Source organism: Aeromonas sp. 600774, assembly GCF_049175075.1.
Taxonomy (GTDB): Bacteria; Pseudomonadota; Gammaproteobacteria; order Enterobacterales; family Aeromonadaceae; genus Aeromonas; species Aeromonas veronii_A.
In genome coordinates this window covers 1-26,242 of the sequence record NZ_JAAKUJ010000014.1, presented here as the reverse complement: position 1 = coordinate 26,242, position 26,242 = coordinate 1, and the positions used below count along the sequence as shown (strand labels likewise).

The window sequence follows — 26,242 nt, the reverse complement described above, 5'->3', positions numbered from 1 at the left end:
CCGGCCCGCAGAAAACGAAAAGGCCCCGCAGTTGCGGGGCCGTTTTTATATGGCAAGGTCAGCGGTGGCGCGGTTACAGCCCCAGCTGGTGGGCGGTGACGATGGCCGCCAGCACATCCTCGGCAGTGACCTTGAACGGCATATTGTGGATGGTCTCGCCCTCGGCGGTGGAGGCTTTGGCCACCTCCATCAGGCGAGCCATATCCAGCTCCTTGACCCCCATCATATGCAGGTTGGTCGGCAGGCCCACCGAGCGGCAGAAGCCCAGTACGGTTTCGATCTCCGCCATCGGGGCGTTCTCCAGCACCAACTGCACCAGGGTACCGAACGCCACTTTCTCACCGTGATAGAGGTGGTGACACTCGGCCAGCTGGGTCAGGCCGTTGTGGATGGCGTGGGCTGCGGCCAGACCGCTGCTCTCGAAGCCGATACCGCTCAGATAGGTGTTGGCTTCGATGATGTTCTCCACCGCCTTGGTGCAGAGCCCCTGCTCCACCGCCAGCTTGGCCTTGTAACCATCGGCCAGCAGGGTCTTGTAGCAGAGCTCGGCGATGGCCTGCGCCGCCAGCGTGGAGGCACCACCGGCCATGGTCTGGCAACCGGAAACCTTGTTGGCGCGCGCCTCGAAGTAGGTGGAGAGCGCATCCCCCATGCCGGAGACCAACAGCCGCACCGGCGCGCGGGAGACCACGCCGGTATCCATGATGACCATGTTGGGGTTGGTCGGGATCATCAGGTATTCGCTGAACTGCCCCTCCGGGGTGTAGATGACCGCCAGCGCGCTGGTGGGGGCATCGGTGGAGGCGATGGTGGGCACTATGACCACCGGCACCTTCTGATAGAAGGCGACCGATTTGGCGGTATCCAGCGTCTTGCCGCCGCCGATGCCGATGATGACGTCAAACGGGGTCTGCTGGCAGCGGGCCAGCAGGCGGTCGATCTCGGGGCGGGAGCACTCGCCGTTGAAGCAGTCGAACTCCGGCTTGATACCGGCGCCGTGGAAGCTGGTGGCCACGGTATCGCCTACCAGCTTGGTGACGAAGGCGTCGGCCAGAATGAGTGGCTTGCTGCCGAGCGCTTTGACGTAGTTGCCGATATTGGCGAGGGCCCCGTTGCCTTGTACGTATTTGCTGGGGCTGATGATAATGCGGTCCATATTCTATCCCTCTCTCTTTATGAATTAAGAATCGGGGCGAAGGGGCGGCAGTGCCGGGGACTCCTTCGTCTTGAATGAAGCTGCACTGGCTCAGCGAGCGAGTGCAGCCCCTTGAAACAGTGGCGTCAGTCGCCGAAGCGGTCGTCGGCCAGCTGCTGGAAGCAGGTCAATGCTGCGGTGGCATCCTCCCCGCGCGCCAGCAGGGTGAGCGCATCGCCCTGACGCACGTTGAGCATGGCGAGCCGGGTCAGGCTGCGGGGATTGGCCTCTTTATCCCCCTTTTGTAGCTTGAGTTCAGCGGCAAAGGGCTTGAGGGCGGCCACCAGTCGGGCGGCGGGGCGCACATGCAGGCCGTGGGGGTTATCCACCACCACCTCGCAGCGCAGCCAGCCGTCGTCGGCAACGGGGGCTGTCTCGGTGGCGGCCTGCGCCGCGCTGGCTGGCAGCATCGCCTGTTTCGGGCCCAGCGCGCCGAGCGCCTCGGCGGCCACCTCATCCAGTGTCAGGCCGGAACCGGCCGCCACCACGGCGGCCAGAGTGCCCTCGACCAGCGGGGCGGGGCAGAGCCGTACCCGGGCGCTCAGCTCCGGGGGCAGCAGTTCGAGGGCGGTCTCGGCGCTCAAGAGGGCGCTGCCCAAATCCATCAGCACCAGCACGCCGCTGCCGTCATCCGCCTCTTCAATCGCACTCATCACCGCGATGGCATCGGTGCCGATGGGGTGGTCGGGGTCATCGACCCCGGCCGCCAGCAGCAATCGGGCCGGGCTGCCGAGCTGGTCGGCCAGCGCTTTCAATCCGGCCGCCAGCAGGGCGCTGTGAGAGACAACTACGATTCCGATCATGTCACAACCTCGCTCTGTCACGCAGGGCGGTCAGTAGCAGCAGGGTCGAGGTGGCCCCGGCATCCTGATGGCCGATGCTGCGCTCGCCAAGATAGCTGGCGCGCCCCTTGCGGGCCTGCATCTGGATGGTGGCCTCGGTACCGGCTGCGGCGGCTGCCACCGCCTTGTCCAGCGCTTCGTTGAGGGGCAGCTCTTGCTGCTGCGCCTGTTGCAGGGCGGCCAGTGCCGGCCACCAGGCATCGCACATGGTCTTGTCGCCCGGCTCGGCGCGGCCGCGGGAGACGATCCCCTCCACCCCGTCGCTCAGCATTTTGCACAGCTGGCTGAGGCTCAGGCTCTGGCAGGCATCGCTGCTGGCCGCGGCCCGGATAAAGAAGGTGCCGTAGAGCGGTCCGCTGGCGCCGCCGACCGAGGAGAGCAATGTCATGCCGGTGGTTTTCAGTACCTGCCCGATATCCTTGTCCGCTACTGCCGGCAGCTTCTCGGCCACCTTGGCGAAGCCGCGCTGCATGTTGAGGCCATGGTCGCCGTCGCCGATATCGGTATCCAGCGCGGTGAGGTAGTCACGCTGCTCGGTAAAGATGTGTTCGCAGTCGAGCAGCCAGTTGACGATTTGGTGTTTGCTTAGCATGGCTATCGGCACTCCTTAGCAGCCGCGACGCAGGGCGGGGGTGTGAACGGGGGCATCCCACAGGGTCATCAGTTCGTCATCCACCTTGAGCAGGGTGATGGAGATGCCGGTCATGTCGAGGGAGGTGCAGTAGGGGCCGATCAGGTTGCGCACCAGATGGATGCCCGCCTCTTCGCACAGGGTGGCGAGGCGACCATAGACGCCATAAAGCTCGGAGATGGGGGTGCCGCCGAGGCTATTGACCAGTGCGATGACCCGATCACCCTTGTTGAGCGGCTCGATAAAGGTGTGCTCTTCCTGCCAGCTGCCGGAGGCTCTGTCCCAGTGACGCAGGGTGCGGCCATAGGGGGTGTTGTCAGCAAGCTCCTTGAACATGTCATCCACCAGGGTATTGAGGTCGGTGAAGGGGCGGCGTTCGATGCCCGGCTCGCCGTGAATGCCCACGCCGAACTCCATCTCGTTGTCCGCCAGGGTGAAGGAGGGCTTGCCAGCAGCAGGCACGGTGCAGGCGTGGGTGGCAACGCCGATGGTGCGGCTCTGGTTGTTGATGCGGCGGGCCAGCGCCTCGCAGCGGGTCAGGTCATAGCCCGCTTCGGCAGCGGCCCCCACCAGTTTTTCGCACAGAACGGTCGTGGCAACGCCACGGCGACCGGCGGTATAGAGGCTGTCTTTGACCGCCACGTCGTCATCGATCAGCGAGAAGCCGACCTTGACGCCATCGCCGTGTAGCAGCTCGACCGCGGTTTCGAAGTTGAGCACATCGCCGGTGTAGTTCTTCACCAGAAACAGCACGCCCGCGCCGCCATCAACGGCCTGACCGCACTCGTACATCTGATCCGGGGTGGGGGAGGTAAAAACCTCGCCGGGGCAGGCGCCATCCAGCATCCCCTTGCCCACCAGACCGCCGTGCATCGGCTCGTGGCCGCTGCCACCGCCGGAGACCAGCGCCACCTTGCCCATCACGGGGGAGTCGGCGCGAGTGATGTAGTGGGGTTCGATACGGACCTTGAGCTCGGGGTGGGCGGCCGCCATCCCCATCAGTTGTTCACGGACCACGGCATCGACGGCATTGATCAGTTTCTTCATGGCTCACTCCTTGGCTTGCCACCGCACGGGTGGGCAAATGGTTGATGGAGCCAGTCTAACGACAGAAAAAGGGATAAAAATAACGGCCTGTTTGGTTCGGATTTGAAACAGGATTTGGTGCATTGGTGTTTCAATCTGAAACGACGCGGGGCAAGCGGGCGGGAAACTGTTAGCGGCCTCACAGCCATGAAAAAGGGCCCCGCAGGGCCCTTCGCTATAACCGGAATATGCGGACGGGTTAGATGGCCCAGCCACCTGTATAGAAGACCACCAGCGCCAGGGCGATGATGACGGTGCCGATGTTCAGCTTCTTCCACTCGGCAGCGAAGATGCGGCCAACGACCAGCGCCACGAAGCCCAGCATGATGCCGGTGACTATGTTGCAGGTCAGTACGATGAAGACGGCGCACAGCATGCCGGCGAGGGCATCGACCGAGTCGCTGAAGTCCAGCTTGGTGACGTTGCCCAGCATCAGCAGACCGACATACATCAGGGCCGGTGCGGTGGCGTAAGCCGGTACCAGATAGCTCAGCGGGGAGAGGAATATCATCAGCAGGAACAGCACGCCGACCAGCGCAGCGGTCAGGCCGGTCTTGCCACCTGCTGCAGTACCTGCGGCGGATTCGATGTAGACGGCAGCCGGAGCACCTCCCACCGCGCCAGCCACCATGCTGCTGACGGAGTCGGCAGTCAGGGCCTTGCCGCCATTGATAATGTGACCGCGTTCGTTGATGAGGCCCGCCTGACCGGCCACGGCACGGATGGTGCCGGTGGCGTCAAACACGGCGGTCATTACCAGCGCCAAGACGGTGGGGATCACCACTGGATTGAGGGCGCCCAGCAGATCCATGCTGCCTACCAGTGAGCCTTTCTCACCGGTCAGGCTCGGCATGGCGAAGAAGCCTTGCCAGGTCACTTTCGGGTCGAAAATAAGGCCGAGGATGGAGATGGCGATAATCACCATCAGGATGCCACCCGGCACTTTGCGACGTTCCAGACCGAAGATGGCAGCCAGACCCAGTACCGTCATGATGACCGGGAAAGAGGTGACCTCACCCAATTGCACTGGCATGCCGGCCCCTTCGTTCTTGATCACCATGCCGACGCCGTTGGTGGCGATCAGCAGCAGGAACAGACCGATGCCGATGCCGGTGCCGTGGGCGATGCCGGAGGGGAGGTTGTCCAGGATCCACTGGCGCACACCGGTGACGCTGATCAGGGTAAACAGCACCCCCATCAGGAAGATGGCGCCCAGGGCGACCGGAATGCTCAGCCCCTGACCCAGAACCAGACTGAATGCGGTAAAGGCGGTGAGGGAGATGGCGCAACCGATGGCCATCGGCAGCTTGGCCCACAGACCCATCAGCAGGGAGCCGAAGGCGGCGATCAAGCAGGTGGCCACGAAGACGGGACCCTGCTCAAAACCGGCGGCACCTAGCATGTTCGGCACCACTATGATGCTGTAGACCATGGCCAGGAAGGTGGTCAAACCGGCCAGCAGCTCCTGGCGCACACTACTACCGCGCGCAGAAATGGAAAAAAAAGAGTCCAGAAAGCCGCCGTTCCCTGACTGGGCGGCCATATCTTGCTTTGCCATAACTAATCCTGAAAGTGTGAAGGAAATCGTTTGCGTTAGTGGCGCGCAAAATAGCAAGAATTCGCGGCAAATGCAGCGGATAACCTGACTTTTTCGTCATTATTTTACACTTTGAGTCCATTCGAAGCTCTGTGTCGGACTCAAGCGGTGAGAGCGTGTAAGGCTGGGATCAAACGGTCGGTGGGAGGGAGGGGAGAGCAGTGAGGAAAATGCGGGAAACAACAAAAAACCCGCCGAAGCGGGTTTTTTTAATTCTTGCAGAGCTGTCAGCAGTTGGCGTGAGCCATCAGCAGCATGCTCCGGCTTGAATTACAGACCAACTACGTTGGCAGCAGCCGGGCCTTTCTGGCCTTGCTCGATGGTGAACTCAACGCGCTGACCTTCGTCCAGGGTTTTGAAGCTGGTGGACTGGATAGCGGAGAAGTGTACGAACACGTCTTTGCTGCCGTCAGCCGGGGAGATGAAACCAAAACCTTTCTCAGCGTTGAAGAACTTAACGGTACCAGTCATTTTGTTAGACATAATAATTTCCTTAAATAGTGTTGAATGCCATCTAGATGGCAATTTTTGATTTTTCGTCAGCAATACGTATGGGGAGCACTAAAGAAGGAGAATTATTTGATAAGAATTATCGAAGATAACACTTATACTAATCACTGCTTTACTAAAATGACTGCCTAACATAATCAGGTCTGAACTGCCGAACCATCGAGAAAGATTAAAACACGCTCTCATTTTTAAAGCAAACTTTATCTCGATATTAATGTTTTGTAACAGCCTGAAATCTCATTTTTCGTAGTAAAAATGATGTATTTCAATGGTATAGGAAAAGCATCCGAGACACATGCCATTCTGTAGAAAGTCAGATTCGGCTTTTTTCCCCTGACTGTGTAGCCAGTTCTGGCAAAAAAGATGAGAAAAAAGAAAAAATGGCGATAGACGGGGATTGTCAGTTTGCGTTCTCTCTAACCCATAATGTGAATCACCTCTCAGCTGCTGCGATTAGCGACTGAGAAGCAAATCAATGGCCGCGCCCAATCGGGATCATCGAGCATCGCCCAGACATGCAAACGCCCGCAGGCACCAAGTGCCTGCGGGCGTTTTGCAAGAAGGGGTCAGCGCTTGCTGCGAAACTTGTTGCTGACCGAATCAATCCAGCTGAAGGTTTCCGGCAGTACCTGATTCTTGGCGCGCTCTTTGGCTTTTTCGCGAGCCAGCTTGGAGGCTGCCTTTGCCGCTTCGGCGCGATCCGCCACAATTTTCAGGCGACCCTCTTCGCGGATCTTGTTCCGCTCTCCGTTGGTCAGCTGGTGGTCTGCATTGGCTTGTGCTTTTTGCAATAACAAGGCTATCTCGGCCTTTTCGGCCTCGGTCAGATCTTTCATTTCCAGCTTTTTCACGGCGCGCTCCTGCGGCAGGGTGGTTAGACACCCTAACACAGTTGTGCCGATCACTTCTTATGCAATCGGCTTTCCGGCAGTAAAAATGCGGGTTTGTGCCAACTTTCCGTTCTTTCGCTGCTACTTTCCCGCCTGTTTGCCACATTTCAGTTTATGGCGAGCGGCGAGGGCAGCTCTTGCTCCTCCGGCTCGACATGGATGAGCACGATGGCGTGGGGCAGCTGCTGCATGATGGCGTGCTCGATGCGATCACAGATATCGTGGGCTTCGCTGATGCTCATCTCAGGGGGGAGCGTGAGGTGGAAGTCGATATGGCGGCGGCGACCGGCACGACGGCTGCGCAGGTCGTGAAAACCGCTGGCGGCGGGGCAGCATTCGGTGATGATGTGGCTGGTCATCACCAGCTCTTCCGGGCTCATGCTCTGGTCGATCAGCGGCTGGAAGGCCTCGTTGAGCATACTTATCGCCTCTTTGACAATAAAGATGGCGACCGCAATGGCGACCAGCGGGTCGAGGATGACGAGGGAGTGGCCAAACAGGCCAGCCAGCCAGATACCACCAAGACCGGCTGCCACGCCAGCTGAGGTGAGCACGTCCGCCTTGAGATGAAGCGCATCGGCTGCCAGGGCGACCGACTCCTCCTCTCGGGCCACTTTGTAGAGGTAAGCCGAGACGCCGCTGTTGACCAGCGCCGAGATCACCATCACCAGCATGCCCCAGCCAATGCTCTCAATGGGGCTGGGGGTGATCAACTTGTCGACGGCTTCGAAGATGATCCAGCCCGCGGCCAGCAAGATAAGCAGTGCTTCGATGACGCCGGAGACATTTTCAATCTTGTCGTGGCCATAGGGGTGCCGTTCATCAGGCGGGAGATCAGACTTTTTCACCGCGAACAGGGCGATCAGGGCCGCCACCAGATCCATGGCGGAGTGGATCGCCTCCGAGATGATACTGACCGAGCCGCTGGCGAAACCGGCCACCACTTTCATGGTGATCAGGCTGATATTGGAGCAGACCGACACCATGGCTGCCCTGGTTTTTCTGTTCATGTCACAGCTTCCTGCATATAAAAGGATATTTCGGTGCGGTGGGCATTATATCGGCCTGACAGCAAATAACGCTATTCAGAGTTGTAACTTGATGTTTCCAGTGATATTGCGAATGCTTATTAAAACGGTGGTCACTTGAATGACAATAAATAACAAGAGGGATTTATATTTATCCGTGAAAATATCTCGGAGGCGATGCCTTAATATAAGAATGACAACATTTAATAATGCGAATTACTCTTTTTTGGTCTTTCCTGTCGAGGTTGTTTGGATTCGGCACTCAGGAGTAGCTCACTGCATTTTTTGGCCGACCATGAGACTGGATCCGGATGCCACTGGGGGGTATGCTGGGTCTGGTGATGGTCTTGCACCATCGCGCCAAGCGTACTGAAGTCGATAATTCGGATGGCATGCTGGCTCCCTTGGGAACCAACTGTCTGGGTAACATTTTTGGAGTTTGATGATGAGTAACAAAGAACATCACAACGGCAAAGATGCCAAGAAAAAACCGCAGATGTCACTGAAAGAGAAACGCGAAGCCAAACGTCAGAAAGCAGAACTGAAAAACGGCAGCGCAATGAAGTAACGCTCCTCCTACTGTTGTTCCTCCGGAGCCAGTACAAAGCCAGCCCTTACCGGCTGGCTTTTTTGTTTGTGGTTCAAGGTATAGCGCCATATGCCGCAAAAATTTGCCGATAGCGACCATCACTGTGCATCTTCTCAAGCTCTCGATTAAACAGGTTGCGGGCATCTGCCGCGCGAAAGGCAAAGTGATAAACCGTTGGTGAGAAGAGATCCAGCTGTCTTATCTGATCGCGGTCATATTTTTCGCCACTCTGACCCGAGGCAACAAGCTGATCCAGATAGTAGTAGAACACCCGCTCTTCCAACACAATGGCATCGACTCTACCGCGCAGCAGTTGATGAACCTGTACCTGTTGTTTGGCTACTTCCTCGTAGTGAGGATTCTGATTAACCATGTTGGCGAAGGTTTCTCCCAAAATGATCCTTGCCCGCTGAAATGCGGTGACCCTCATGGTGGAGAGCTGGTCCAGTGTGCTGACCTGGCTGCTGCGCAGGGTGAAAATCCGGTTATGGAAAGTAATGACGGGGCGTGTAAGAAAGAGAGGATCAACCATGCCTGGTCGGACGTTGATGATGGCGTCCAGCTTGCCTGACTCGAACAGGCGGAAAGTGCGTTCCAGTGGCAAAAACTCAAAACTGGGTTCATAGCCACTCCCGGCAAATGCTTCTTTCAGCAAGTCCAGCTCTATACCACGGGTATTTTGTTCGATCACATAAGGCGGGATCGCAAAGCTGACCCCTACTTTGAGTGGTTGCGCCAGCAATGTTCCGGAGAGCATACTCGCCAGCAGCAGGACGAACAGGGTAATAGGCTTCATCGCACCTCTCACAAAGTGCTCCTGTTGAGGATATCTGCCACTGTAAAATGGGTGGCCGCTAAAAGTTATACCTCTCTTGAGTTGAGCAGGTGGCTTTGTTCCAATAAAAAGACCCTGATTTGACAGGGTCTTTTTTGTCATGTTCTTTTTAGAATGGAATGTCGTCGTCGAAATCCATCGGCGGCTCGTTATAGACCGGTGGCGCGGATTGCGGCTGCTGGGCCGGGCGGCTATAACCACCTTGCTGTTGCATGTTTTGCTGCGGAGCCGGCGCAGGGCGCGGCTGGTTCATCGGCTGCTGCATGGCTTGCTGCGGTTGACCCCAGCCACCTTGCTGGCCACCCATGTTCTGGCCCATGCCCTGACCGCCTTGCGGACGGCCACCTAGCATCTGCATGACGCCGGTGAAGCTGTCGACCAGCACTTCAGTGGTATAGCGCTCCTGGCCACTCTGATCCTGCCACTTGCGGGTCTGCAGTTTGCCTTCGACATAGACCTGTGAGCCTTTCTTCAGGTACTCGCCAGCCACTTCGGCCAGCTTGCCCATGAAGACGACGCGGTGCCACTCGGTGCGCTCTTTCTGCTCACCGGTCTGCTTGTCGCGCCAGGTTTCAGAGGTGGCCAGAGTAATGTTGGTCACAGCACCGCCACTCGGCATGTAGCGTACTTCCGGGTCTTGCCCGAGGTTACCGATCAGAATGACTTTATTGATGCCTCGACTGGCCATAATCTCTCTTCCACCTTTATATTCCGGTCAGGCAAGGCCTGGACCCACTAAATAAGTTACCGCGCTTTTTTCATGACCATGTCGTTATCATATTGAACAGCATGGTTTTTCTATAACCGTTGCAGCAATCAGAGTGCTCGTTTCGCGTGTTCTGATTCAGGTTTAGCCCCCAATAGTAACAGTTGATCACTCTGCGGGCGAGCGCTTGCTGGTGTGGATTGTGGGCAAACTCGCCGCCTTGGTCAGGGTGTGACGAACGGTCTATCCATCGTAAAAAAGGATAACGGCGATAGATAATGCCTGTCTATTCATCCAGTAGTCTCTATGCCATACTGACCCGCTCAGGTTTCCGTATCGAGCGTGCAACAAGATGGAAAAGATCGTGGTCCGGGGTGCTCGCACCCACAACCTCAAGAACATCAATCTGACCCTGCCCCGCGACAAGCTGATCGTGGTCACCGGCCTCTCCGGTTCGGGCAAATCCTCCCTGGCGTTCGATACCCTCTATGCAGAGGGGCAGCGCCGCTATGTGGAGTCCCTCTCCGCCTATGCCCGCCAGTTCCTCTCCCTGATGGAGAAGCCGGACGTCGACCATATCGAGGGGCTTTCGCCCGCTATCTCTATCGAGCAGAAGTCTACTTCCCACAATCCGCGCTCGACCGTCGGCACCATTACCGAAATCTACGACTACCTGCGTCTGTTGTTCGCCCGGGTCGGTGAGCCGCGCTGCCCGACCCATGCCATTCCGCTCGCCGCCCAGACCATCAGCCAGATGGTGGATCAGGTGCTGGCCCAACCGGAGGGGAGCAAGCTGATGCTGCTTGCCCCGGTAGTGCGCGATCGCAAGGGGGAACACACCAAGCTGCTGGAGAATCTGGCGGTCCAGGGCTACATCCGTGCCCGTATCGACGGCGAGGTGTGCGATCTCTCCGATCCTCCGACTCTGGAGCTGCACAAGAAGCACACCATCGAGGTGGTGGTGGACCGCTTCAAGGTGCGCGACGACCTGGCACTGCGTCTGGCCGAGTCGTTCGAAACGGCACTGACCCTCTCCGGCGGCATCGTACTGGTAGTGCCGATGGACGGGGAGGAGGGGGTTGCCCCCATGACCTTCTCCGCCAACTTCGCCTGCCCGGAGTGCGGCTACTCCATGTCGGAGCTGGAGCCGCGTATCTTCTCCTTCAACAACCCGGCCGGTGCCTGCCCGACCTGCGACGGCCTCGGGGTGCAGCAATATTTCGATCCGGCCAAGGTGATCGGCGATCCGGCTATCAGCTTGGCCAACGGCGCCATCCGTGGTTGGGACAAGCGCAGCTTCTACTACTTCCAGATGCTCAAATCCCTCTCCGAGCACTACAAGTTCGATCTGGAAACGCCGTGGGAGGATCTGCCACTCAAGACCCAAGAGGTGATCCTGCGCGGCTCCGGTCGCACCGAGATCGAGTTCCGTTACATGAACGATCGCGGCGACGTTGTGGTGCGCAAGCACCCGTTCGAGGGGATCCTGCACAACATGGAGCGGCGCTACCGGGAAACCGAGTCCAACTCGGTGCGTGAAGAGCTCTCCAAATACATCGCCAACAAATCCTGTACCAGCTGCGGTGGCAGCCGGCTGCGGGAGGAGGCGCGCCACGTCTTCGTCGGCAACCGCAACCTGCCGGCCATCGCCGAGCAGTCCATCGGTGATGCGCTGGCCTTTTTTGAGGGGTTGAATCTGACCGGCCAGCGCGCCCAGATCGCCGAGAAGATCCTCAAAGAGATCGTCGAGCGGCTCGGCTTCCTGGTGAACGTTGGCCTCAACTACCTGAGCCTGTCGCGCAGTGCTGAGACCCTCTCCGGCGGTGAGGCGCAGCGGATCCGGCTGGCCAGCCAGATCGGTGCCGGTCTGGTAGGTGTCATGTATGTGCTGGACGAGCCCTCAATCGGCCTGCACCAACGCGACAATGAACGGCTGCTCAAGACCCTCACTCACCTGCGCGATCTCGGCAACACAGTGATCGTGGTGGAGCACGACGAGGATGCCATCCGCCTCGCGGACCATGTGCTCGACATCGGCCCGGGAGCCGGGGTGCACGGCGGGGCCATCGTCGCCCAGGGCACGCCGGAGGAGATCATTGCTAATCCCGAGTCGCTGACCGGTGACTACCTCTCTGGCCGCAAGCAGATCGCCATTCCTGCCGAGCGTACTCCGCTTACCGGCAAGTGGCTGAAGCTCAAGGGGGCGAGCGGCAATAACTTGCGCAACGTCAACCTGGATCTGCCCATCGGGGTGATGACTTGTGTCACCGGCGTCTCCGGCTCCGGCAAGTCGACCCTGATCAACGACACTCTGTTCCGCATTGCTCACCGTGAGCTCAACAAGGCGACCGAATCCACGCCAGCGCCTTATCGCAGCGTGGAGGGGTTGGAGCATCTGGACAAGGTGGTGGACATCGACCAGAGCCCCATCGGTCGAACCCCGCGCTCCAACCCAGCGACCTACACCGGCCTGTTTACCCCGATCCGTGAACTGCTCTCCGGCACCCAGGAGGCGCGATCGCGCGGTTACCAGCCGGGCCGCTTCTCCTTCAACGTGAAGGGGGGCCGCTGCGAGGCGTGTCAGGGGGATGGGGTCATCAAGGTAGAGATGCACTTCCTGCCGGATGTCTACGTACCGTGCGATGTCTGCAAAGGCAAGCGCTACAACCGCGAGACCCTGGAGGTGAAATACAAGGGCAAGAACATCCACGAAATCCTCGAGATGACGGTGGAAGATGCTCGCGAGTTCTTCGATCCGGTGCCGTCCGTGGCACGCAAGCTGCAGACCCTGATGGATGTGGGCCTCTCCTATATCCGGCTCGGCCAGTCGGCCACCACCCTGTCGGGCGGCGAGGCGCAGCGGGTCAAGCTGGCGCGCGAGCTCTCCAAGCGTGATACCGGTCAGACTCTCTACATCCTGGACGAGCCGACCACCGGGTTGCACTTCCACGATATCCAGCAATTGCTCAAGGTGCTGCACCAGCTGCGGGATCGCGGTAACACCATCGTCATCATCGAGCACAACCTTGATGTGGTAAAAACTGCCGACTGGATCGTCGATTTGGGACCGGAGGGAGGGGCAGGTGGTGGTCGCATTCTGGTGACGGGGACGCCGGAGGAGATTTGCATCAATAAAGAGTCTCATACAGCTCGTTTTTTGCGGCCACTATTGGCGCGATAAGCCGTTATAATCGAGGGGCCTTTGGCCCCTTTTTGTTATAAAAATCGGGAGCATGAGGAGAAGCGCGTCAAGTGGGGCAGGCTTGGCATCTCAGCGTCATGGTAATGGATATATCGGGTTATGGCTCAGGCTCCGCACACGATTGATCATCAGTTGGCTTACTCCATGCTCCCTATCTGGCTGGGGGCTATCCTGCTATTGCTGGTCCTGCTGGCGTGGGCCCAGATCCCGGCAGCCAGCCGGATTGAAGAGCAGCGAATGAAGGAACATCTGCTGCGCGTGACCAAGGCGGTGCAGGCGGATGTGGCCGCTCTGGACGCATTCAGTCGTGATTGGGGCATCTGGGATGACAGTCACCGCTTTATGGGCAACAAAAGCAGGACATATATCGAATCCAATCTGCTTAGTGATATGCCAATGCAGGACTTTCGCCTTAATCTGATGAGTTTCATTGACCTCACTGGTTACGAGGTCTGGACGCGCACTCTGCTGCCTGATGCGCCGGGGATCAACCCGGATCAGTTCCCCTACTTCCTGGATGAACTGAAAAAGCAGTTAAGGGAGCGCTCGGCTGCACAAGGGGGGATTAATCTGCATGGGATCCGGGCCTCCCAGTGGGGGCCGCTGATGTACTCATGGCAGCCGATCAGAAACAGTGATGAGTCGGCCCCGTTCAACGGTTTCTTGCTGGTTGTACGTTGGCTCGACAAGGCTTACCTCGAGCAAGTATCTGAGCGTACCGCTCTGCCACTGGCGATTTCCCACGCCAATCTGGATGTCTCCGCTACCTTCAAGCCACTGAAACCGCAAATAACGTATCGCCTGATTGACCTTGGGCTCACTCGGCTTAGGGGAGAGGTGCGACTGCTCAACAGCGATAACCTGCCGGTGCTGACTCTGGTGATTGAGGAGGAGAGAAAGATTTTGAGTGGCGTCATGGAGGGGGCGCTCTGGACCTTTATCGGCATGCTGTTTATCAGTTTTATCTGCGTCATGATCGCCATGTATCGGCTCAATAGCATTGTGCTTACCCCGTTGCAGCAGCTGGTGTCGGCGCTGCAACGCTTTGGCGATCGGCCAGATGCCACCTTGATCCCCTATATCGACAGCAGCGCAGAGATGGCGACCCTGAGCGGCAAGTTCAGGGAGATGGCCAGCAAGGTTAGTCAGCAACATGATGATTTGTTGGAAAAATCCAGCCAGATGGAGATGGCTGCATTCACCGATCCCTTGACCCGTTGCTTCAATCGTCGCTATCTCGATGGTTGGTTGCAGGCCAACCGGGCCAAACCTTGTCTGTTATTGCTGCTGGATCTGGATCATTTCAAGCGGATCAATGACCGCCTTGGCCATGACATCGGGGATCTGGTGCTGAAACAGTTGGCGGATCTGCTGCGCAAGGTGGTGACAGGAGAGCGCGAGCCTATCATCCGGCTGGGCGGGGAGGAGTTCTTGTTGCTGTTGCAGGTGGATGACGAGCAAGAGTTGGCGCTGCGGGTCGAATATCTGCGCCAGCGTGTCGCTCGGCACCGCTTTGGCAGAGAGGATGCGCCACTCTGGTTGACGGTGTCGCTGGGGTTCTGCCGCTATCCGTTGCACCCGGAGTGCCCGGATTCATTCTGGAGCCATAGCTTCAAACTGGCGGACATGGCGCTGTATCAGGCCAAAGTCTGTGGGCGCAATCGGTGGTGTGGCTACGCTGGTAGCCTCTCTGCGGAGGGAATGGGCCAGACTCCGGAACAGCTTGCCGAAGGGGGGCATATCACCCTGCTGCACTCTGTCAATCCGGATTAACCCTGCCGTACCAATACCAGATAGGCCAGGGCGACAATAAAACCGAGCAGGATAAAGAGAAAGGATCCGATTCCCCACACGGCCGCGAGAAAGGCCCCCACCTTTTGCCATTTCGACTCATTTTTCATAAATAAACCATTACTTCCCAGTAACTTGCATGGCGCAAAAAATACGCTGATTTACCCATATAAACAACAATTAATCGCCGCACTGCCGTGCAATAAGATGTGGTTTGTTTGCTCCTTTTGGCGCTGAATGCGGGTAGTTACAACCTGTCGAAACAGGTATTTCAGCTTGTTGTCTGGGGGCTCAACGAGATTGAGATGGCGCGCAAAGATGTCACACCAATCGATTTATTTCTGTGCAACCTTTGCTCCAAGTCAATAACTTTGCATTTACAAGGGCATATAGTCAGCGGGCTTACAGCATCAAATGAAAACAAAAAAAGGGATTACGTGATGAAAAAATTACTTCCTCTGATGATTGCCGCTGCAGTGACCTCTCCTTTCGCCATGGCCCATCAGGCTGGTGATATTCTGGTTCGTGGTGGTTTGGCATTTGTATCGCCGCAGGAAAGCAGCACGCCTGTAGAGCTGGAAATTAATGACAACATGCAATTGGGATTGACTCTCTCTTACATGATTACTGATAACTGGGGTGTCGAGTTGCTGGCTGCAACCCCTTTCTCTCATTCAGTCAAACTGGGTGGCGCTGAAGTGGCCAAGATCAAGCATCTGCCGCCGACTCTGATGGGTCAGTACTATTTTGGCGATGCCCAGAGCAAGGTTCGCCCGTATGTCGGTATTGGCGTGAACTACACCACCTTCTTTGATGAAGAGGGTCGTGGTGCACTGTCAGGAACCGATGTCAAAGTCGATGACTCCTGGGGTGTTGCCGGACAAGTTGGTATCGATATGGCGATCACTGACCGCTGGTTTGTCAACGGTTCAGCTTGGATCATGGATATCGATACCGATGTCCATACAGCGATTGGCACCATTAATACCAAGGTCGACCCGATGGCCTTTATGGTGGGTGTTGGCTACCGCTTCTAATGATTCTGACTGCGGTTCTGAACGGACCGCGGAAGATAGCAAAGTACGTCTCTTTCAGCCCGGCTTGTGCCGGGCTTTTTTCGTATGGCTGATTTTGTCTGTACTGTGATCCAACCCGATACAAATCAATTAAATACCTGCCGCTTTATTTCAGTTATTCGCCACCCCTGCCGATAGTGACTATGTTCACTTTACCTTCCCCCAATGAGTGAGGATGTCTCCATGGGTTTATCTATCGTACAGCGGATCATCGCCGGATTTGTGTTGATGCTGCTGTTGCTGATCCTGCTTGGAGTGATCAGTACCTTTAAAATCAAGGGTATAAATGACGGTCTCTCTGCCGTATCTGACCGTGCAACCCCGCTGGTAGTCGCTGTCGCAGGCCTCAAGGGGGCACTGCAGGATAGTAACCGCTGGGTGCTGGTCTACCGTACCAGTGAAGATGCCGCCCAGTTGCCGCAGTTGGCCAATCAGTTCAAGGAGCAGCAGAACCGCTTTGCCCAGCTGAGTCAGGAGATGGGTAAATTTACCGGCGTAGCGGATGCCCGAGCCCGTTTCCAGCAGGTCGAGAGTGCCACCACCCAATTCTATGGCTTGGCGGATCAGGTGTTGGCCCAGCATAGGCAGTGGGTCAGTGCACTGGATCAGCGCCACAAGCTGGAGATGGAATTTATCCGCCTTGAGGATACCTACCAGTGGGCGGCTGATCTGCTGTTGCAACAGACGGCCAGCAAGCGTTCCATGCGCAACAAGGCGGAACTCATTACCTCAGGGATCGCCCGCGATCTGAAGAATATCCGCCGTGCCGATGCCAAAACCGACCTGAACGAGCTGGAAAAGGTGCTTAGCAAGGATATCGAGATGGCCCGCAAGCGTCTGGAGCGTGTACTGGTGCCCGATGATGTGAAAGCGCGCTTTGTCTCCAACCTGGATCGGATGCAGGAGCTGGCGCTCGGCGCTCAGGGCTTGCTGGCGACCATGCGTCAGGCCCAACAACTGGAGCTGTCGTTGGCTACTCAGAATCAACAGCTGGATGCCAGTCTGGTCAACAGCCTCAATTTGCTCGATGAGATGGGCAAGTCTGCCGGAGCCATCGCCAGCGAGAGCCGTGTCAATGCGGATGAGGCGGTCAGCAGTGCCAGCTTCTGGATCCTGGTGGTTGCCGCGATGTCGGCTGCTGCCGCACTGGTGATCGGCTATACCACGGCACGCAGCATTCAGCGTCCGTTGCAGATGATCAACAAGGAGCTCGATTACATGGCGGCCGGCGACATGACACGGCGCATCAACTACCGCAGCAGTTGCGAATTTGGCAGCCTCTCTCGCTCCATTGATACGCTGGCGGGCAAGACTGGCGAGCTGCTCTCCCAAATCAATGCGGGCTCCCGCCATCTGGTGGACGAGGCGAGTCGCGCTGCCGAGATCAGCGAACGGGCCATGTCCCGGGTGCAGGAGCAGAAGAGCCAGACCGATCAGGTAGCCGCCGCCATTACCGAGTTGGAAGTGAGTGCGACCGAGGTGGCCCGCTCTACCGATGGCACCAAGCGGGAAGTGGATCTGGCTGACGAAGAGGCGCGCAATGGTCGCCAGAAAGTGGCCATCACTCGCCGGATCACCGAGCAGCTGGCTGGTGCCATGGAGGAGGCTGTCGGCATCACCTACAAACTTGGGGAATTCAGTAACAATATCGGCAGCATTCTCGATGTGATCCGCAGTATTGCCGAGCAAACCAACCTGCTGGCCTTGAACGCCGCCATCGAAGCCGCCCGTGCTGGCGATGCTGGCCGCGGTTTCGCGGTGGTGGCCGATGAAGTGCGGGCGCTGGCCAATCGCACCCAGACCTCGACCGAAGAGATCCAGGGGATGATTGAGAACCTGCAAAGCTCCAGCAAGCATGTGGTTGAAGTGATGGGGCGCAGCCAAGAGCAGACCCAGAGCTGTGTCGAGCAGACTCGCGAGATGGATGTTGCGCTGCAATCGATTGCCGATCGGATGAGTGCCATCAAGTCGATGGCTGATCAGGTGGCCCATGCCGCTCAGGAGCAGATCTCCGTCAGTCAGGGGGTCGCTCGTCATATCGCCGGTATTGCCGATGTGGCATACGAAACGGAGCGGGAGGCGCGCGAATCCGCCAGCAGCAGTGAAGTGCTGGCCGACCTGGTCGCCAAACAGCAGCAATTGATCTCACATTTCAAGGTCTAGGAGGGCTTATGTCTAAAAAGTGGATTGGAGCCCTGAGTCTCCTGTTGTGTGGCCAGCTGATGGCCAGCGAGCTGGTGATTGAAAGCTGGCGAACCGATGACAAGGCGTTGTGGGAGCAGAAGATTATCCCGGCGTTTGAAGCGGCGCATCCCGGCATAAAGGTGAGTTTTCATCCGGTGCAGAACGTCAACTACATGCCCACTCTGTGGGAGAGCCTGAAAGGGGGCAAGGCGGGGGATCTCATTACCTGTCGTCCGTTTGATGACTCGCTTGCCTTGTTCAAGGCGGGACATCTGGCCGAGCTGACCGAGATGGCGGGGATGGAGAACTTCCCGAGTTTTGCCCAGTCACCCTGGCAGACCGATTCCGGTGCCCAGACCTTCTGTGTACCCATGGCGTCGGTTATCCATGGCTTCTTCTATAACAAGAAGATCTTCAGTGAGTTGGGGCTGACATTGCCGCAAACCCGCGATCAGTTCTTTGCCGTGCTGGACAAGATCAAGGCTGATGGGCGCTATGTGCCGTTGGCCATGAGCGGTGCCGAGAGTTGGGTTGCCTCAGAGCTTGGCTTCCAGAATATTGGCCCCAACTACTGGAAGGGAGAGGACGGCCGTCTGGCTCTGATCGGCGGGCAGGAGCGGTTGGATAACCCGCAATATGTGAAGGTGTTCGATGAGCTGGCCCGCTGGCGTTCCTACCTTGGCGAGGGGGCCGAGAGCCGCGATTATGCGACCAGCAACGAACTGTTTACCTCCGGCAAGGCCGCTTTCTATGTTGCAGGATCCTGGGAGATTACCCCCTTCACCGGCAAGGTCGATTTTGGCGTCATGCGCCCGCCGGTGGCCAAACAGGGGGATGGCTGTTTCTTTACCGACCACACCGATATCGGTATGGGGATGAATCCGGCCAGCAAGAACAAAGAGGGGGCGATGGCTTTCCTGCAGTGGCTGACGACGCCGCAATTTGCCGAGCTCTATACCAATTCGTTGCCGGGATTCTTTTCCCTCTCCAACCACTTCTTCGATGTCACCAATCCGGCGGCTAAAGAGATGATGGAGTGGCGGGATCAGTGTGACTCGACCATTCGGGTGGCGACTCAGATCCTCTCCCGTGGTACGCCCAAGTTGGGGGATGAGCTGGCCGAGGTGAGTCAGGCTGTGTTGCTCGGCAAGATGGAGCCCAAGGCTGCCGCGGATCGACTGGAAAGTGGCTTGAAGAGCTGGTATGCCCCTCATCAGGGCAACAAGGCCAAGAGCGCGGATTGTCAGTGTGATGCGGTTGTCCCTGCCCCTGCTTCGGCTTCAGCGCCGGCGACTGAGGTGTCCGCAGCCCCAGCGACCAGTGAAACGCCTGCAGTGGTGGCACCCGCAGAGCCCGCATCTGCGGCCGCTGCACCATTACCGGCGCAGTCTGATGAGGTGGAGCAGGCACTCTCGAACGAGCTGGAAGCTTCGCAGTAATAACTCATCAGCATAAATGACAAGCGGGAGGCATCAGCCTCCCGTTTTTATTGATGGTTTGCGGCCAGAGCTAATCGCTTTATTGTGTGTCGTGTGGCCAGCGGCAGAGGCTGCCGATGCGGGCAACCGGGGCAAATCCCAGAGAGCGGTAAATGCGCTGGGCATGGTAGTGCTCGTCGGCCACTATGATCAGCTGTTTGGCGCGCGACAATCCAGCGCGAGCCACTTGACTCAGTAACTGGCGGCATAACCCCTGGTTTCGCCACGCCTGGTGAGTGCGCACCAACTGGAAGCGCCCCAGTGTGCCGCAAAAGAAGAGGCCGCAGCTGGCGACCAGTTGCCCCTCTTGCCAGATCCCCCACCAGTCCCCGAGACCATCGGCAATCATGGCCTGATAGAGCGCCTGGCGGGATCGCAGATAGGGAAGATAGCTCTGTTCCGAGTGTCCCTCATCCCGTTCATGGAGTTCGAAGTCGAGCCACTCAGGCCAATCAGCAGTGGTGAAGGTACGTGCCTCAACCTTGTTCATGTCGCCGTGAGGAGGTGGGCAACTCTGTTCATCCAGTGCCAGCACCACACACTCCATATATTGGTATCCCGTTGCGACAAAACCGGCGATCCGGCTGTTTTGTCCGGCCGCCAGTGGCCATTGGAAGGTGCGGTGGCGCACTCGAGGATCCTGGCCGATCAACTGATCGAATGCGGCTTCCAGCCAGCCTTTGTCACGGTCGCTGGGTGGGGTGGGGAGCAGCAGGTAGTTGCCGAAGTAGTAATCGGGAGCATCCGGTGTGCGAACCGCCCAGAACTGATCGTGCTGAACGACCTCGCCTTGATAGCGATCGAACAGCAAGTCGGTGGCAAAGCCGGGGTGGGTATCCATGATGATGCTCCTGCAAAGACTCATTCTGTTATCGGCAGGAGTGGGAAATAGATGAAAAGGGGCCGGAGAAGCCTCCGGCCAAACAATCACACGCAGATTCAGAACGTCCAGGACGATCTGCCCTCATCATAACTCGACTGGTGCGATTTTGGGATGGGCACTGTTCGGTTACGTACCGTTAATTTTATAAATATGAAGTTCGTCAGATCGGATGTGAGGTAATTCCCTGTTGACTTTGTCCCGTTTTGCTCATAAATATAAAGACGTTTAGACGTCCAAACATCCGTTTTGACGTAGACAGATGGATTGCAGGACAGGGAGAAGAGCAGATGGGATTTCACAGTGCACGTCAGGTTGAAGCGCTCAACCAGAGTCTGGCAGATTTGAATGGCGATATATCGGTCAGTTTCGAGTTTTTCCCGCCCAACAGTGAAGGGATGGAAAACACGCTCTGGCAGTCCATTGAGCGACTGAAAGTGCTGGAACCCAAGTTTGTCTCCGTGACCTACGGCGCCAATTCGGGTACCCGGGATCGTACTCACAAGGTGATCAAGGATATCAAGGAGCGCACCGGTCTGATTGCCGCGCCCCACCTGACCTGTATCGATGCCAGCCGCGACGAGCTGCGTACCATTGCCCGCGATTACTGGAACAGCGGTATCCGCCATATTGTGGCGCTGCGTGGTGACCTGCCTCAGGGGTTGGAGAAGCCCGAGATGTATGCCACCGATCTGGTTGCCCTGCTCAAGGCTGAAGCTGACTTTGATATCTCGGTTGCCGCCTATCCGGAAGGTCACCCGGAGGCGAAGAGCGCCCAGTCGGACCTGCTCAACCTCAAGCGCAAGATCGATGCCGGTGCCAACCGCGCCATTACCCAGTTCTTCTTCGATGTGGAGACCTATCTGCGTTTTCGGGATCGCTGCGCCGCCATCGGTATTGATGCCGAAATTGTGCCGGGTATCCTGCCGGTTTCCAACTACCAGACCCTGGCCAAGTTTGCCGGTTTTACCAACGTGAAGATCCCGCGTTGGATTCATCAGCGTTTTGAAGGGCTGGAGAACGATCAGATGACTCGTAATCTGGTGGGGGCGAGCATCGCCATCGATCAGGTGCGAGTGCTTAGTCAGGAGGGGGTCAAAGATTTCCATTTTTATACCCTGAACCGATCCGAATTGACCTATGCCATCTGCCACACCCTGGGGGTGCGACCGAAAGGTCAGCCGTAATATGCAGGGGGATAAAAAGCCAATGAGTTGCTCATTGGCTTTTTTATGGCGACCCGTCAGGGTCTGGTTGGAGCGATCTCTTTCGGCTCGAGATCGATCACCGCATTGCCTGCCGCTCCCGGATACTGGTAATAACTCTGGTCCTGCTCCAGGGTGTAGAAGGTATCCAGATAGTCATCGTCGTTGGTCATCCAGGAGTCGGGCAGTGCCTTGACGATACGACCACCCAGATCGAGGAAGGGGAGGCCCTCCGGCACTCCGCCAGCGGTAAAGCCGAGCTTGAGCGCCTCAATCAGCAGATCGGCCAGCTCCTTGTAGTTGACGTTGTCATCCTGCTCCATCATCACGATATCAACCGCACCCCAACGGTAGCGATCCCAGTAAACCAGGATCTGGTTGGGGGTGTAGTCAGTATTGTCATAGTCGAGGTAGGGCATATCGACGATATCGACCACGGGCTCATCCCGACTAGGGTTGACCCCGGCGACGACGGCATAAACCTCGGCAGCACCGAGAAGCCAGGGCTCCTGATCATCTTTCAGTCTGATCTTTTTCAGGATGCTGGTTTTGAGCGGTGCAGTACTGGAAGCGGCTTTGGATTGAGGGTTAGCCTGCATATCGGCCGCGGCAAATGCCTTGCGCATCACCTGCAGACCGGCATTTTTGGCTTTCACCGGATCGGCTTCGACCACGAGCACAGGTCGGGCCGGTGCCTTGTCGACATCGAGATAGACCGGATTACCGGCGCTGTCGAACGCTTCGATGGCACTCCAGCTCTTCTCATCACCGCTCGGAACATAAGCGACCAGTGGTTCAACTCCCTGTTGCAAGGCGGCAGCCTGTTCCGGGTTGGCCAGTCGCAGCTGCATCAGCTGCTTCACTTCCCCGTCGAGCCCTTGTCGGGCGATCGCTGCCTGATTGGCATCGGTTGCTTGTCGTTTAAGGCGGGTGGGCGCTTTCTTCAACAACTCGGGCAGCGGGCTTTGGTACTGAGGATTGCTTACCAGAGGCAGCAAACTCTTCTGTTGTAGCGCGAGCTGGCGCGCCAGCTCCCGATCCGTATCGGCAGCCTGGACGCTCGTGGCGCCCAGTATGGCCAGCAATAACAAGACAGCCTGACTTTTCATTATTATTCTCCGCTATATGAACCTGACAGGCGGCAAATTGGGAAGAAGATGCCGCCTGATGCCACTAGATTAAAATTAGTTTCAGTTGTGAACTATTTTGTACGGAGAGTGTGGAATGGTTCACGGTTTGTGATCCAATTGATTCCTTTGTCGATAAATTTGGATGCCATAGAGCCCCATGCCGATGAGCAGTCCCCAGCAGGCGGCAGCGATGCCGAGCAGGTTGATACCGGAAGCCGTGATGATGAAGGTCAGCAGGGCGGCCTCACGGGCATCGTCGTGTTGCAATGCGGTGTGCAGGCTGCTGCCGATGGTGCCGAGCAGGGCTAGCCCGGCGACACAGGTCACCAGTGTCGCCGGGAAGGCCGTGAACAGCGCCGCCACCGTGGCCCCGAAACAGCCGGTCAGCAGATAGAAGCAGCCAGCCCACACTGCCGCGGGCCAGCGCCGGTTGGCATCCGGATCCACCTCTTTCCCCATGCAGATGGCAGCGGTGATGGCCGCCAGGTTGAAGGCGTAACCGCCGAATGGAGCCAGCAGCAGACCGGTCAGGCCGGTCCAGGTGATGAGGGATGAGGTGGCGGGCTGATAGCCGTAGGCCCGTAAAATGGTAATGCCTGGCATGTTCTGGGAGGTCATGGTGACGATGAACAGTGGCAGAGCGATACCAAACAGGGCACCAAGGGAAAACTCTGGCCAGGTCATGATCGGGCCGGCCAGTTGCCAGTGAATGGTATCAAGCTGCAGCTCTCCTCTCAGCAGGCAGATGAGGATGCCGACCGACAGCACCAGTACCATGGTATAGTGTGGCCAGAGGTGGCGGCCGAGCAGGAATGCCAACAACAGGCTGCCGAGCAGCAAGGGGTCTGCCGGGGCGACCTTGAACAGATCCAGCCCGAACTTGAGCAATACCCCGGCCAGCATGGCTGCCGCCAGCTGGGCCGGGATATGGCGCATCAGCCGATCGAACCAGCCGCTGATGCCGCACAGGGTGATCAGCATGGAAGAGATAATGAAGGCTCCGATGGCTTCGGCCAGGGTGAAGTTACCCAGGCTGGTGATGAGCAGGGCGGCCCCCGGGGTCGACCAGGCAGTCAAGACGGGGATGCGGTAATAGAGGGAGAGGCTGATGCAGCTGATGCCCATGCCGATACCCAGCGTCCATAACCAGGATGTGAGCTGGGCAGCATCGGCCCCCGCTGCCGTGGCTGCCTGAATGATCAGGATGACCGAACTGGTATAACCGACCATCACGGCGATGAAGCCGGCGACCAGATGAGGAAGGGCAAAGGGCATGGTGACGTCCTTGTGGGGTTGTGGCGGTTTGTGCGTTATTGCGTACAATATTGCTTCAGACTATATCGCTGTGCGTTATAGCGCACAAGGCGATTCAAGCAAGCGCAACAAAGAGGCTGTCATGCAAGAGATGAATCAGCATCTGGCCCAACGTCTGAAGGGGTTACGCAGCGAACTGGGCTGGAGTCTGGATGTAGCGGCGCGGGAGACTGGTGTCAGCAAGGCGATGCTGGGCCAGATTGAGCGAGGGGAATCGAGCCCGACGGTGGCCACTTTGTGGAAGATCGCGACCGGATTTCGGGTCTCCTTCTCCAGTTTCATCGAGCCTGCGCCTGCTGCGCAGAACGAGGTGCTCTACCGCACCGCCGATGCTATTCGCCAGCAGCCGGCGGGAGAGGGTATGCAGGTTGCGCCTCTCTTCCCCTATGAGAGGCGCTTTGGTTTCGAATTGTTTGAGTTGACGCTGTTGCCCGGTTATCAGCGAGAATCAGAACCCCATGAACCCGGAGTGACCGAGCATGTCATCGTCATCAACGGCCAGATGGAAGTGCTGGTGGAGGAGGAGTGGCGCTCTTTGACGCAGGGGGAGGCGGTGCGTTTTGCGGCCGACCGCCCCCATGGCTATCGCAATCTGGGTGTGGCTCCTGCCATTTTCCACAATCTGATCCACTATCCGGCCAGCAGATCTTGACCTCCGGGTCAGCCTGGGCGCCCATCAGCCCGAGGGCTGGTCAATATGGGAGCATAGACCCAGACAAACAGGCCATACGCCAGGCTCCAGGCCAGGCCGCTCAGGTTCCCGCTGTGCAAGGTATAGGCCGGCCAAAGCAGCGGGATCACGACCCGGATCAGGGCCGCCATGATCACCAGCGCGAACGCGTACTGGATCCTGCGACCTACCTGCAAGGCCCGGCCACTGTGACCAAGGGAGACCCTGGCTATCATCCCCAGGATCATGGTCCCCATGCAGCCGGCACTGAGCAGGTGGCTGGCCAGCGACAGGCTGATGGGCAGGCCGGCAGCCAGAGCACCAAGGGCGAGCAGGCCGAGAGGAATAAACAGGTAGGCGAGGTGCAGTGACCACAAGAGGGGTTGGCCAAGAGTGGAAGGCAGTCGCCAGCGCAATTGGCGCCACAAGTGCAAAACAGCCGCCACTATATATAGAGGAAGCAGGTAGAGGCTGGTGGCCCATGGGGTGGGCAGCAGCAGCCAGCTCACCAGAGTGAGCCACAGCGTGGCAAGAGCTGCGCGCTCCAGCCAGAGAATAGGGACGGCTTTTTCCATCTCGGTGGCCCTGGCGGTAAAGAAGGGGATGACTCGTCCTCCCATCACGGCGATCAGGGTTGTAAACAAGAGCACTGTGGTAATGAGCAGATGTTCCATATCAGCCCACTGTGCCTGCCACAGCCAGCTGGCGGCGTTTAGCAGTGTCAGCACGACCAGCAGAGGCACAAAGAAGAGGTTGCGCCACTGCCTGGTGACCACAATCGGTTTGGCCAGATACCAGGCGCAAAGAGGCAGCCAGAGCAGATCTGCCGCCATCAGCAGGGTATTGTGCTCGCCCAACCAGGGCAGCAATGCCCTCGGCAATGCCCACAGCACCACGATCAGCACAAGCGGCCAGCTTCTAACCCCTGGGTGAGCTGTCCAGTTTTGCACTGCGGTCAGCAGAAATCCTGCAACAATTGCCGCTCCGAAGCCAAACAACATCTCGTGAGCATGCCACCAGATGGGATTGCCAATCCCCGGCAGGACGAACCAGCCATTGAGCTGCCCAAGCCAGCCCAGCATTGCCAATGTTGAGAACAAGGCGCCGAGCAGGAAGAAAGGCCGAAACCCGAGGCGGAACAGAGGAACAATGTTCTCCTCTTTACGGCTATCCAGGATCTGATGCATGACGAAACCTTAATTGAACATTTGAAAAGCCAATTATAAATTGGCTTTTCAAATGTTCAATTAAAACCGATATGCTGATAAGGGCAAGAAGTGAGAGGGCTGTGATAAACCGTGGCCGATAGCCTGATTTGGCTATTGAGGTGCCTGCAGTAAGCTGATTTCGCCGGTTTAATATGCTGATTGGTGGCTTTGTGAGCTAACGAACAGCAAAAGTCA

At 57.7% G+C, this 26,242-nt stretch carries 22 protein-coding genes; 8 read left to right on the top strand and 14 right to left on the bottom strand.

The genetic code is table 11. From position 1 onward, the window contains the following. Positions 1 to 73 precede the first annotated feature (73 nt). From G5171_RS15675 to G5171_RS15640, 8 genes are all read right to left on the bottom strand, one after another. On the bottom strand, positions 74 to 1,156 hold the full coding sequence (locus G5171_RS15675; RefSeq protein ID WP_042032199.1) for a glycerol dehydrogenase: 1,083 nt from the start codon (positions 1,154 to 1,156) through the stop codon (positions 74 to 76). A gap of 125 nt (positions 1,157 to 1,281) precedes the next feature. Beyond that, entirely contained in the window at positions 1,282 to 1,998 is a 717-nt protein-coding gene (gene dhaM, locus G5171_RS15670; protein ID WP_421260411.1) for a dihydroxyacetone kinase phosphoryl donor subunit DhaM, read from the bottom strand. Position 1,999: 1 nt separating this feature from the next. After that, positions 2,000 to 2,629, bottom strand: coding sequence for a dihydroxyacetone kinase subunit DhaL (gene dhaL / locus G5171_RS15665; RefSeq protein WP_005341571.1), 630 nt, complete (start codon positions 2,627 to 2,629; stop codon positions 2,000 to 2,002). A 15-nt stretch (positions 2,630 to 2,644) separates the two neighbouring features. Beyond that, positions 2,645 to 3,715 (bottom strand): dihydroxyacetone kinase subunit DhaK, encoded by a 1,071-nt coding sequence (gene dhaK / locus G5171_RS15660; protein ID WP_421260410.1) that lies wholly within the window; start codon positions 3,713 to 3,715, stop codon positions 2,645 to 2,647. 238 nt (positions 3,716 to 3,953) lie between these two features. Next, positions 3,954 to 5,312: an NCS2 family permease gene (locus G5171_RS15655; RefSeq protein ID WP_421260409.1), complete on the bottom strand. Its 1,359-nt coding sequence runs from the start codon at positions 5,310 to 5,312 to the stop codon at positions 3,954 to 3,956. 309 nt (positions 5,313 to 5,621) lie between these two features. After that, positions 5,622 to 5,834, bottom strand: a complete 213-nt coding sequence (cspE, locus tag G5171_RS15650; RefSeq protein ID WP_005316548.1) for a transcription antiterminator/RNA stability regulator CspE — start codon at positions 5,832 to 5,834, stop codon at positions 5,622 to 5,624. A gap of 593 nt (positions 5,835 to 6,427) precedes the next feature. Then, entirely contained in the window at positions 6,428 to 6,712 is a 285-nt protein-coding gene (yjbD, locus tag G5171_RS15645; RefSeq protein WP_005340165.1) for a DUF3811 domain-containing protein, read from the bottom strand. Positions 6,713 to 6,858: 146 nt separating this feature from the next. Beyond that, on the bottom strand, positions 6,859 to 7,761 hold the full coding sequence (locus G5171_RS15640; RefSeq protein ID WP_421260408.1) for a cation diffusion facilitator family transporter: 903 nt from the start codon (positions 7,759 to 7,761) through the stop codon (positions 6,859 to 6,861). A gap of 460 nt (positions 7,762 to 8,221) precedes the next feature. Here G5171_RS15640 and G5171_RS15635 point away from each other — a divergent pair, with 460 nt between their 5' ends. After that, complete coding sequence (locus G5171_RS15635) at positions 8,222 to 8,347, top strand: hypothetical protein (protein ID WP_019445191.1); 126 nt, start codon at positions 8,222 to 8,224, stop codon at positions 8,345 to 8,347. Between the two features lie 73 nt (positions 8,348 to 8,420). Here G5171_RS15635 and G5171_RS15630 read toward each other — a convergent pair whose 3' ends face one another. Then, positions 8,421 to 9,164: a substrate-binding periplasmic protein gene (locus G5171_RS15630; RefSeq protein ID WP_421260407.1), complete on the bottom strand. Its 744-nt coding sequence runs from the start codon at positions 9,162 to 9,164 to the stop codon at positions 8,421 to 8,423. A gap of 148 nt (positions 9,165 to 9,312) precedes the next feature. Beyond that, positions 9,313 to 9,891, bottom strand: coding sequence for a single-stranded DNA-binding protein (locus G5171_RS15625; RefSeq protein ID WP_005341559.1), 579 nt, complete (start codon positions 9,889 to 9,891; stop codon positions 9,313 to 9,315). 370 nt (positions 9,892 to 10,261) lie between these two features. Here G5171_RS15625 and uvrA point away from each other — a divergent pair, with 370 nt between their 5' ends. The 5 genes from uvrA (at position 10,262) to G5171_RS15600 (ending at position 19,601) form a co-directional block, all read left to right on the top strand. Next, on the top strand, positions 10,262 to 13,090 hold the full coding sequence (gene uvrA / locus G5171_RS15620) for an excinuclease ABC subunit UvrA (RefSeq protein ID WP_421260406.1): 2,829 nt from the start codon (positions 10,262 to 10,264) through the stop codon (positions 13,088 to 13,090). Positions 13,091 to 13,210: 120 nt separating this feature from the next. Further along, positions 13,211 to 14,884: a diguanylate cyclase gene (locus G5171_RS15615; protein ID WP_421260405.1), complete on the top strand. Its 1,674-nt coding sequence runs from the start codon at positions 13,211 to 13,213 to the stop codon at positions 14,882 to 14,884. A gap of 458 nt (positions 14,885 to 15,342) precedes the next feature. Then, positions 15,343 to 15,939 carry an OmpW family outer membrane protein gene (locus tag G5171_RS15610; RefSeq protein ID WP_005340187.1) on the top strand — a complete coding sequence of 199 codons (597 nt, stop codon included), beginning with the start codon at positions 15,343 to 15,345 and terminating at the stop codon, positions 15,937 to 15,939. A gap of 222 nt (positions 15,940 to 16,161) precedes the next feature. Beyond that, positions 16,162 to 18,141 carry a HAMP domain-containing methyl-accepting chemotaxis protein gene (locus G5171_RS15605; protein WP_421260404.1) on the top strand — a complete coding sequence of 660 codons (1,980 nt, stop codon included), beginning with the start codon at positions 16,162 to 16,164 and terminating at the stop codon, positions 18,139 to 18,141. An 8-nt stretch (positions 18,142 to 18,149) separates the two neighbouring features. Beyond that, positions 18,150 to 19,601 (top strand): ABC transporter substrate-binding protein, encoded by a 1,452-nt coding sequence (locus G5171_RS15600; protein WP_421251056.1) that lies wholly within the window; start codon positions 18,150 to 18,152, stop codon positions 19,599 to 19,601. Positions 19,602 to 19,680: 79 nt separating this feature from the next. On the opposite strand, the gene G5171_RS15595 is transcribed toward G5171_RS15600, so the two are convergent. Beyond that, positions 19,681 to 20,481, bottom strand: coding sequence for a GNAT family N-acetyltransferase (locus G5171_RS15595; protein ID WP_421251055.1), 801 nt, complete (start codon positions 20,479 to 20,481; stop codon positions 19,681 to 19,683). A 329-nt stretch (positions 20,482 to 20,810) separates the two neighbouring features. Between G5171_RS15595 and metF the strand changes: the two genes are divergently transcribed. Next, positions 20,811 to 21,707, top strand: a complete 897-nt coding sequence (metF, locus tag G5171_RS15590) for a methylenetetrahydrofolate reductase (RefSeq protein WP_321150632.1) — start codon at positions 20,811 to 20,813, stop codon at positions 21,705 to 21,707. Between the two features lie 56 nt (positions 21,708 to 21,763). On the opposite strand, the gene G5171_RS15585 is transcribed toward metF, so the two are convergent. After that, positions 21,764 to 22,834: a DUF3103 family protein gene (locus G5171_RS15585; protein WP_421260403.1), complete on the bottom strand. Its 1,071-nt coding sequence runs from the start codon at positions 22,832 to 22,834 to the stop codon at positions 21,764 to 21,766. A 120-nt stretch (positions 22,835 to 22,954) separates the two neighbouring features. Beyond that, on the bottom strand, positions 22,955 to 24,130 hold the full coding sequence (locus G5171_RS15580) for a benzoate/H(+) symporter BenE family transporter (RefSeq protein WP_421260402.1): 1,176 nt from the start codon (positions 24,128 to 24,130) through the stop codon (positions 22,955 to 22,957). A gap of 121 nt (positions 24,131 to 24,251) precedes the next feature. Here G5171_RS15580 and G5171_RS15575 point away from each other — a divergent pair, with 121 nt between their 5' ends. Continuing rightward, positions 24,252 to 24,821: a helix-turn-helix domain-containing protein gene (locus G5171_RS15575; protein WP_421260401.1), complete on the top strand. Its 570-nt coding sequence runs from the start codon at positions 24,252 to 24,254 to the stop codon at positions 24,819 to 24,821. 8 nt (positions 24,822 to 24,829) lie between these two features. Here G5171_RS15575 and G5171_RS15570 read toward each other — a convergent pair whose 3' ends face one another. Continuing rightward, the gene (locus tag G5171_RS15570; RefSeq protein ID WP_421260400.1) at positions 24,830 to 26,026 is read right to left on the bottom strand and encodes an NnrS family protein; all 1,197 of its coding nucleotides are present in this window, start codon (positions 26,024 to 26,026) and stop codon (positions 24,830 to 24,832) included. Positions 26,027 to 26,242: the final 216 nt, after the last annotated feature.

Coding starts and splice junctions, on each gene's coding strand:
- G5171_RS15675 (WP_042032199.1), bottom strand. CDS start 1,156: ATGGACCGCATTATCATCAGCCCCAGCAAATACGTACAAGGCAACGGG.
- dhaM (WP_421260411.1), bottom strand. CDS start 1,998: ATGATCGGAATCGTAGTTGTCTCTCACAGCGCCCTGCTGGCGGCCGGA.
- dhaL (WP_005341571.1), bottom strand. CDS start 2,629: ATGCTAAGCAAACACCAAATCGTCAACTGGCTGCTCGACTGCGAACAC.
- dhaK (WP_421260410.1), bottom strand. CDS start 3,715: ATGAAGAAACTGATCAATGCCGTCGATGCCGTGGTCCGTGAACAACTG.
- G5171_RS15655 (WP_421260409.1), bottom strand. CDS start 5,312: ATGGCAAAGCAAGATATGGCCGCCCAGTCAGGGAACGGCGGCTTTCTG.
- cspE (WP_005316548.1), bottom strand. CDS start 5,834: ATGTCTAACAAAATGACTGGTACCGTTAAGTTCTTCAACGCTGAGAAA.
- G5171_RS15640 (WP_421260408.1), bottom strand. CDS start 7,761: ATGAACAGAAAAACCAGGGCAGCCATGGTGTCGGTCTGCTCCAATATC.
- G5171_RS15635 (WP_019445191.1), top strand. CDS start 8,222: ATGATGAGTAACAAAGAACATCACAACGGCAAAGATGCCAAGAAAAAA.
- G5171_RS15630 (WP_421260407.1), bottom strand. CDS start 9,164: ATGAAGCCTATTACCCTGTTCGTCCTGCTGCTGGCGAGTATGCTCTCC.
- G5171_RS15625 (WP_005341559.1), bottom strand. CDS start 9,891: ATGGCCAGTCGAGGCATCAATAAAGTCATTCTGATCGGTAACCTCGGG.
- uvrA (WP_421260406.1), top strand. CDS start 10,262: ATGGAAAAGATCGTGGTCCGGGGTGCTCGCACCCACAACCTCAAGAAC.
- G5171_RS15615 (WP_421260405.1), top strand. CDS start 13,211: ATGGCTCAGGCTCCGCACACGATTGATCATCAGTTGGCTTACTCCATG.
- G5171_RS15610 (WP_005340187.1), top strand. CDS start 15,343: ATGAAAAAATTACTTCCTCTGATGATTGCCGCTGCAGTGACCTCTCCT.
- G5171_RS15605 (WP_421260404.1), top strand. CDS start 16,162: ATGGGTTTATCTATCGTACAGCGGATCATCGCCGGATTTGTGTTGATG.
- G5171_RS15600 (WP_421251056.1), top strand. CDS start 18,150: ATGTCTAAAAAGTGGATTGGAGCCCTGAGTCTCCTGTTGTGTGGCCAG.
- G5171_RS15595 (WP_421251055.1), bottom strand. CDS start 20,481: ATGGATACCCACCCCGGCTTTGCCACCGACTTGCTGTTCGATCGCTAT.
- metF (WP_321150632.1), top strand. CDS start 20,811: ATGGGATTTCACAGTGCACGTCAGGTTGAAGCGCTCAACCAGAGTCTG.
- G5171_RS15585 (WP_421260403.1), bottom strand. CDS start 22,834: ATGAAAAGTCAGGCTGTCTTGTTATTGCTGGCCATACTGGGCGCCACG.
- G5171_RS15580 (WP_421260402.1), bottom strand. CDS start 24,130: ATGCCCTTTGCCCTTCCTCATCTGGTCGCCGGCTTCATCGCCGTGATG.
- G5171_RS15575 (WP_421260401.1), top strand. CDS start 24,252: ATGCAAGAGATGAATCAGCATCTGGCCCAACGTCTGAAGGGGTTACGC.
- G5171_RS15570 (WP_421260400.1), bottom strand. CDS start 26,026: ATGCATCAGATCCTGGATAGCCGTAAAGAGGAGAACATTGTTCCTCTG.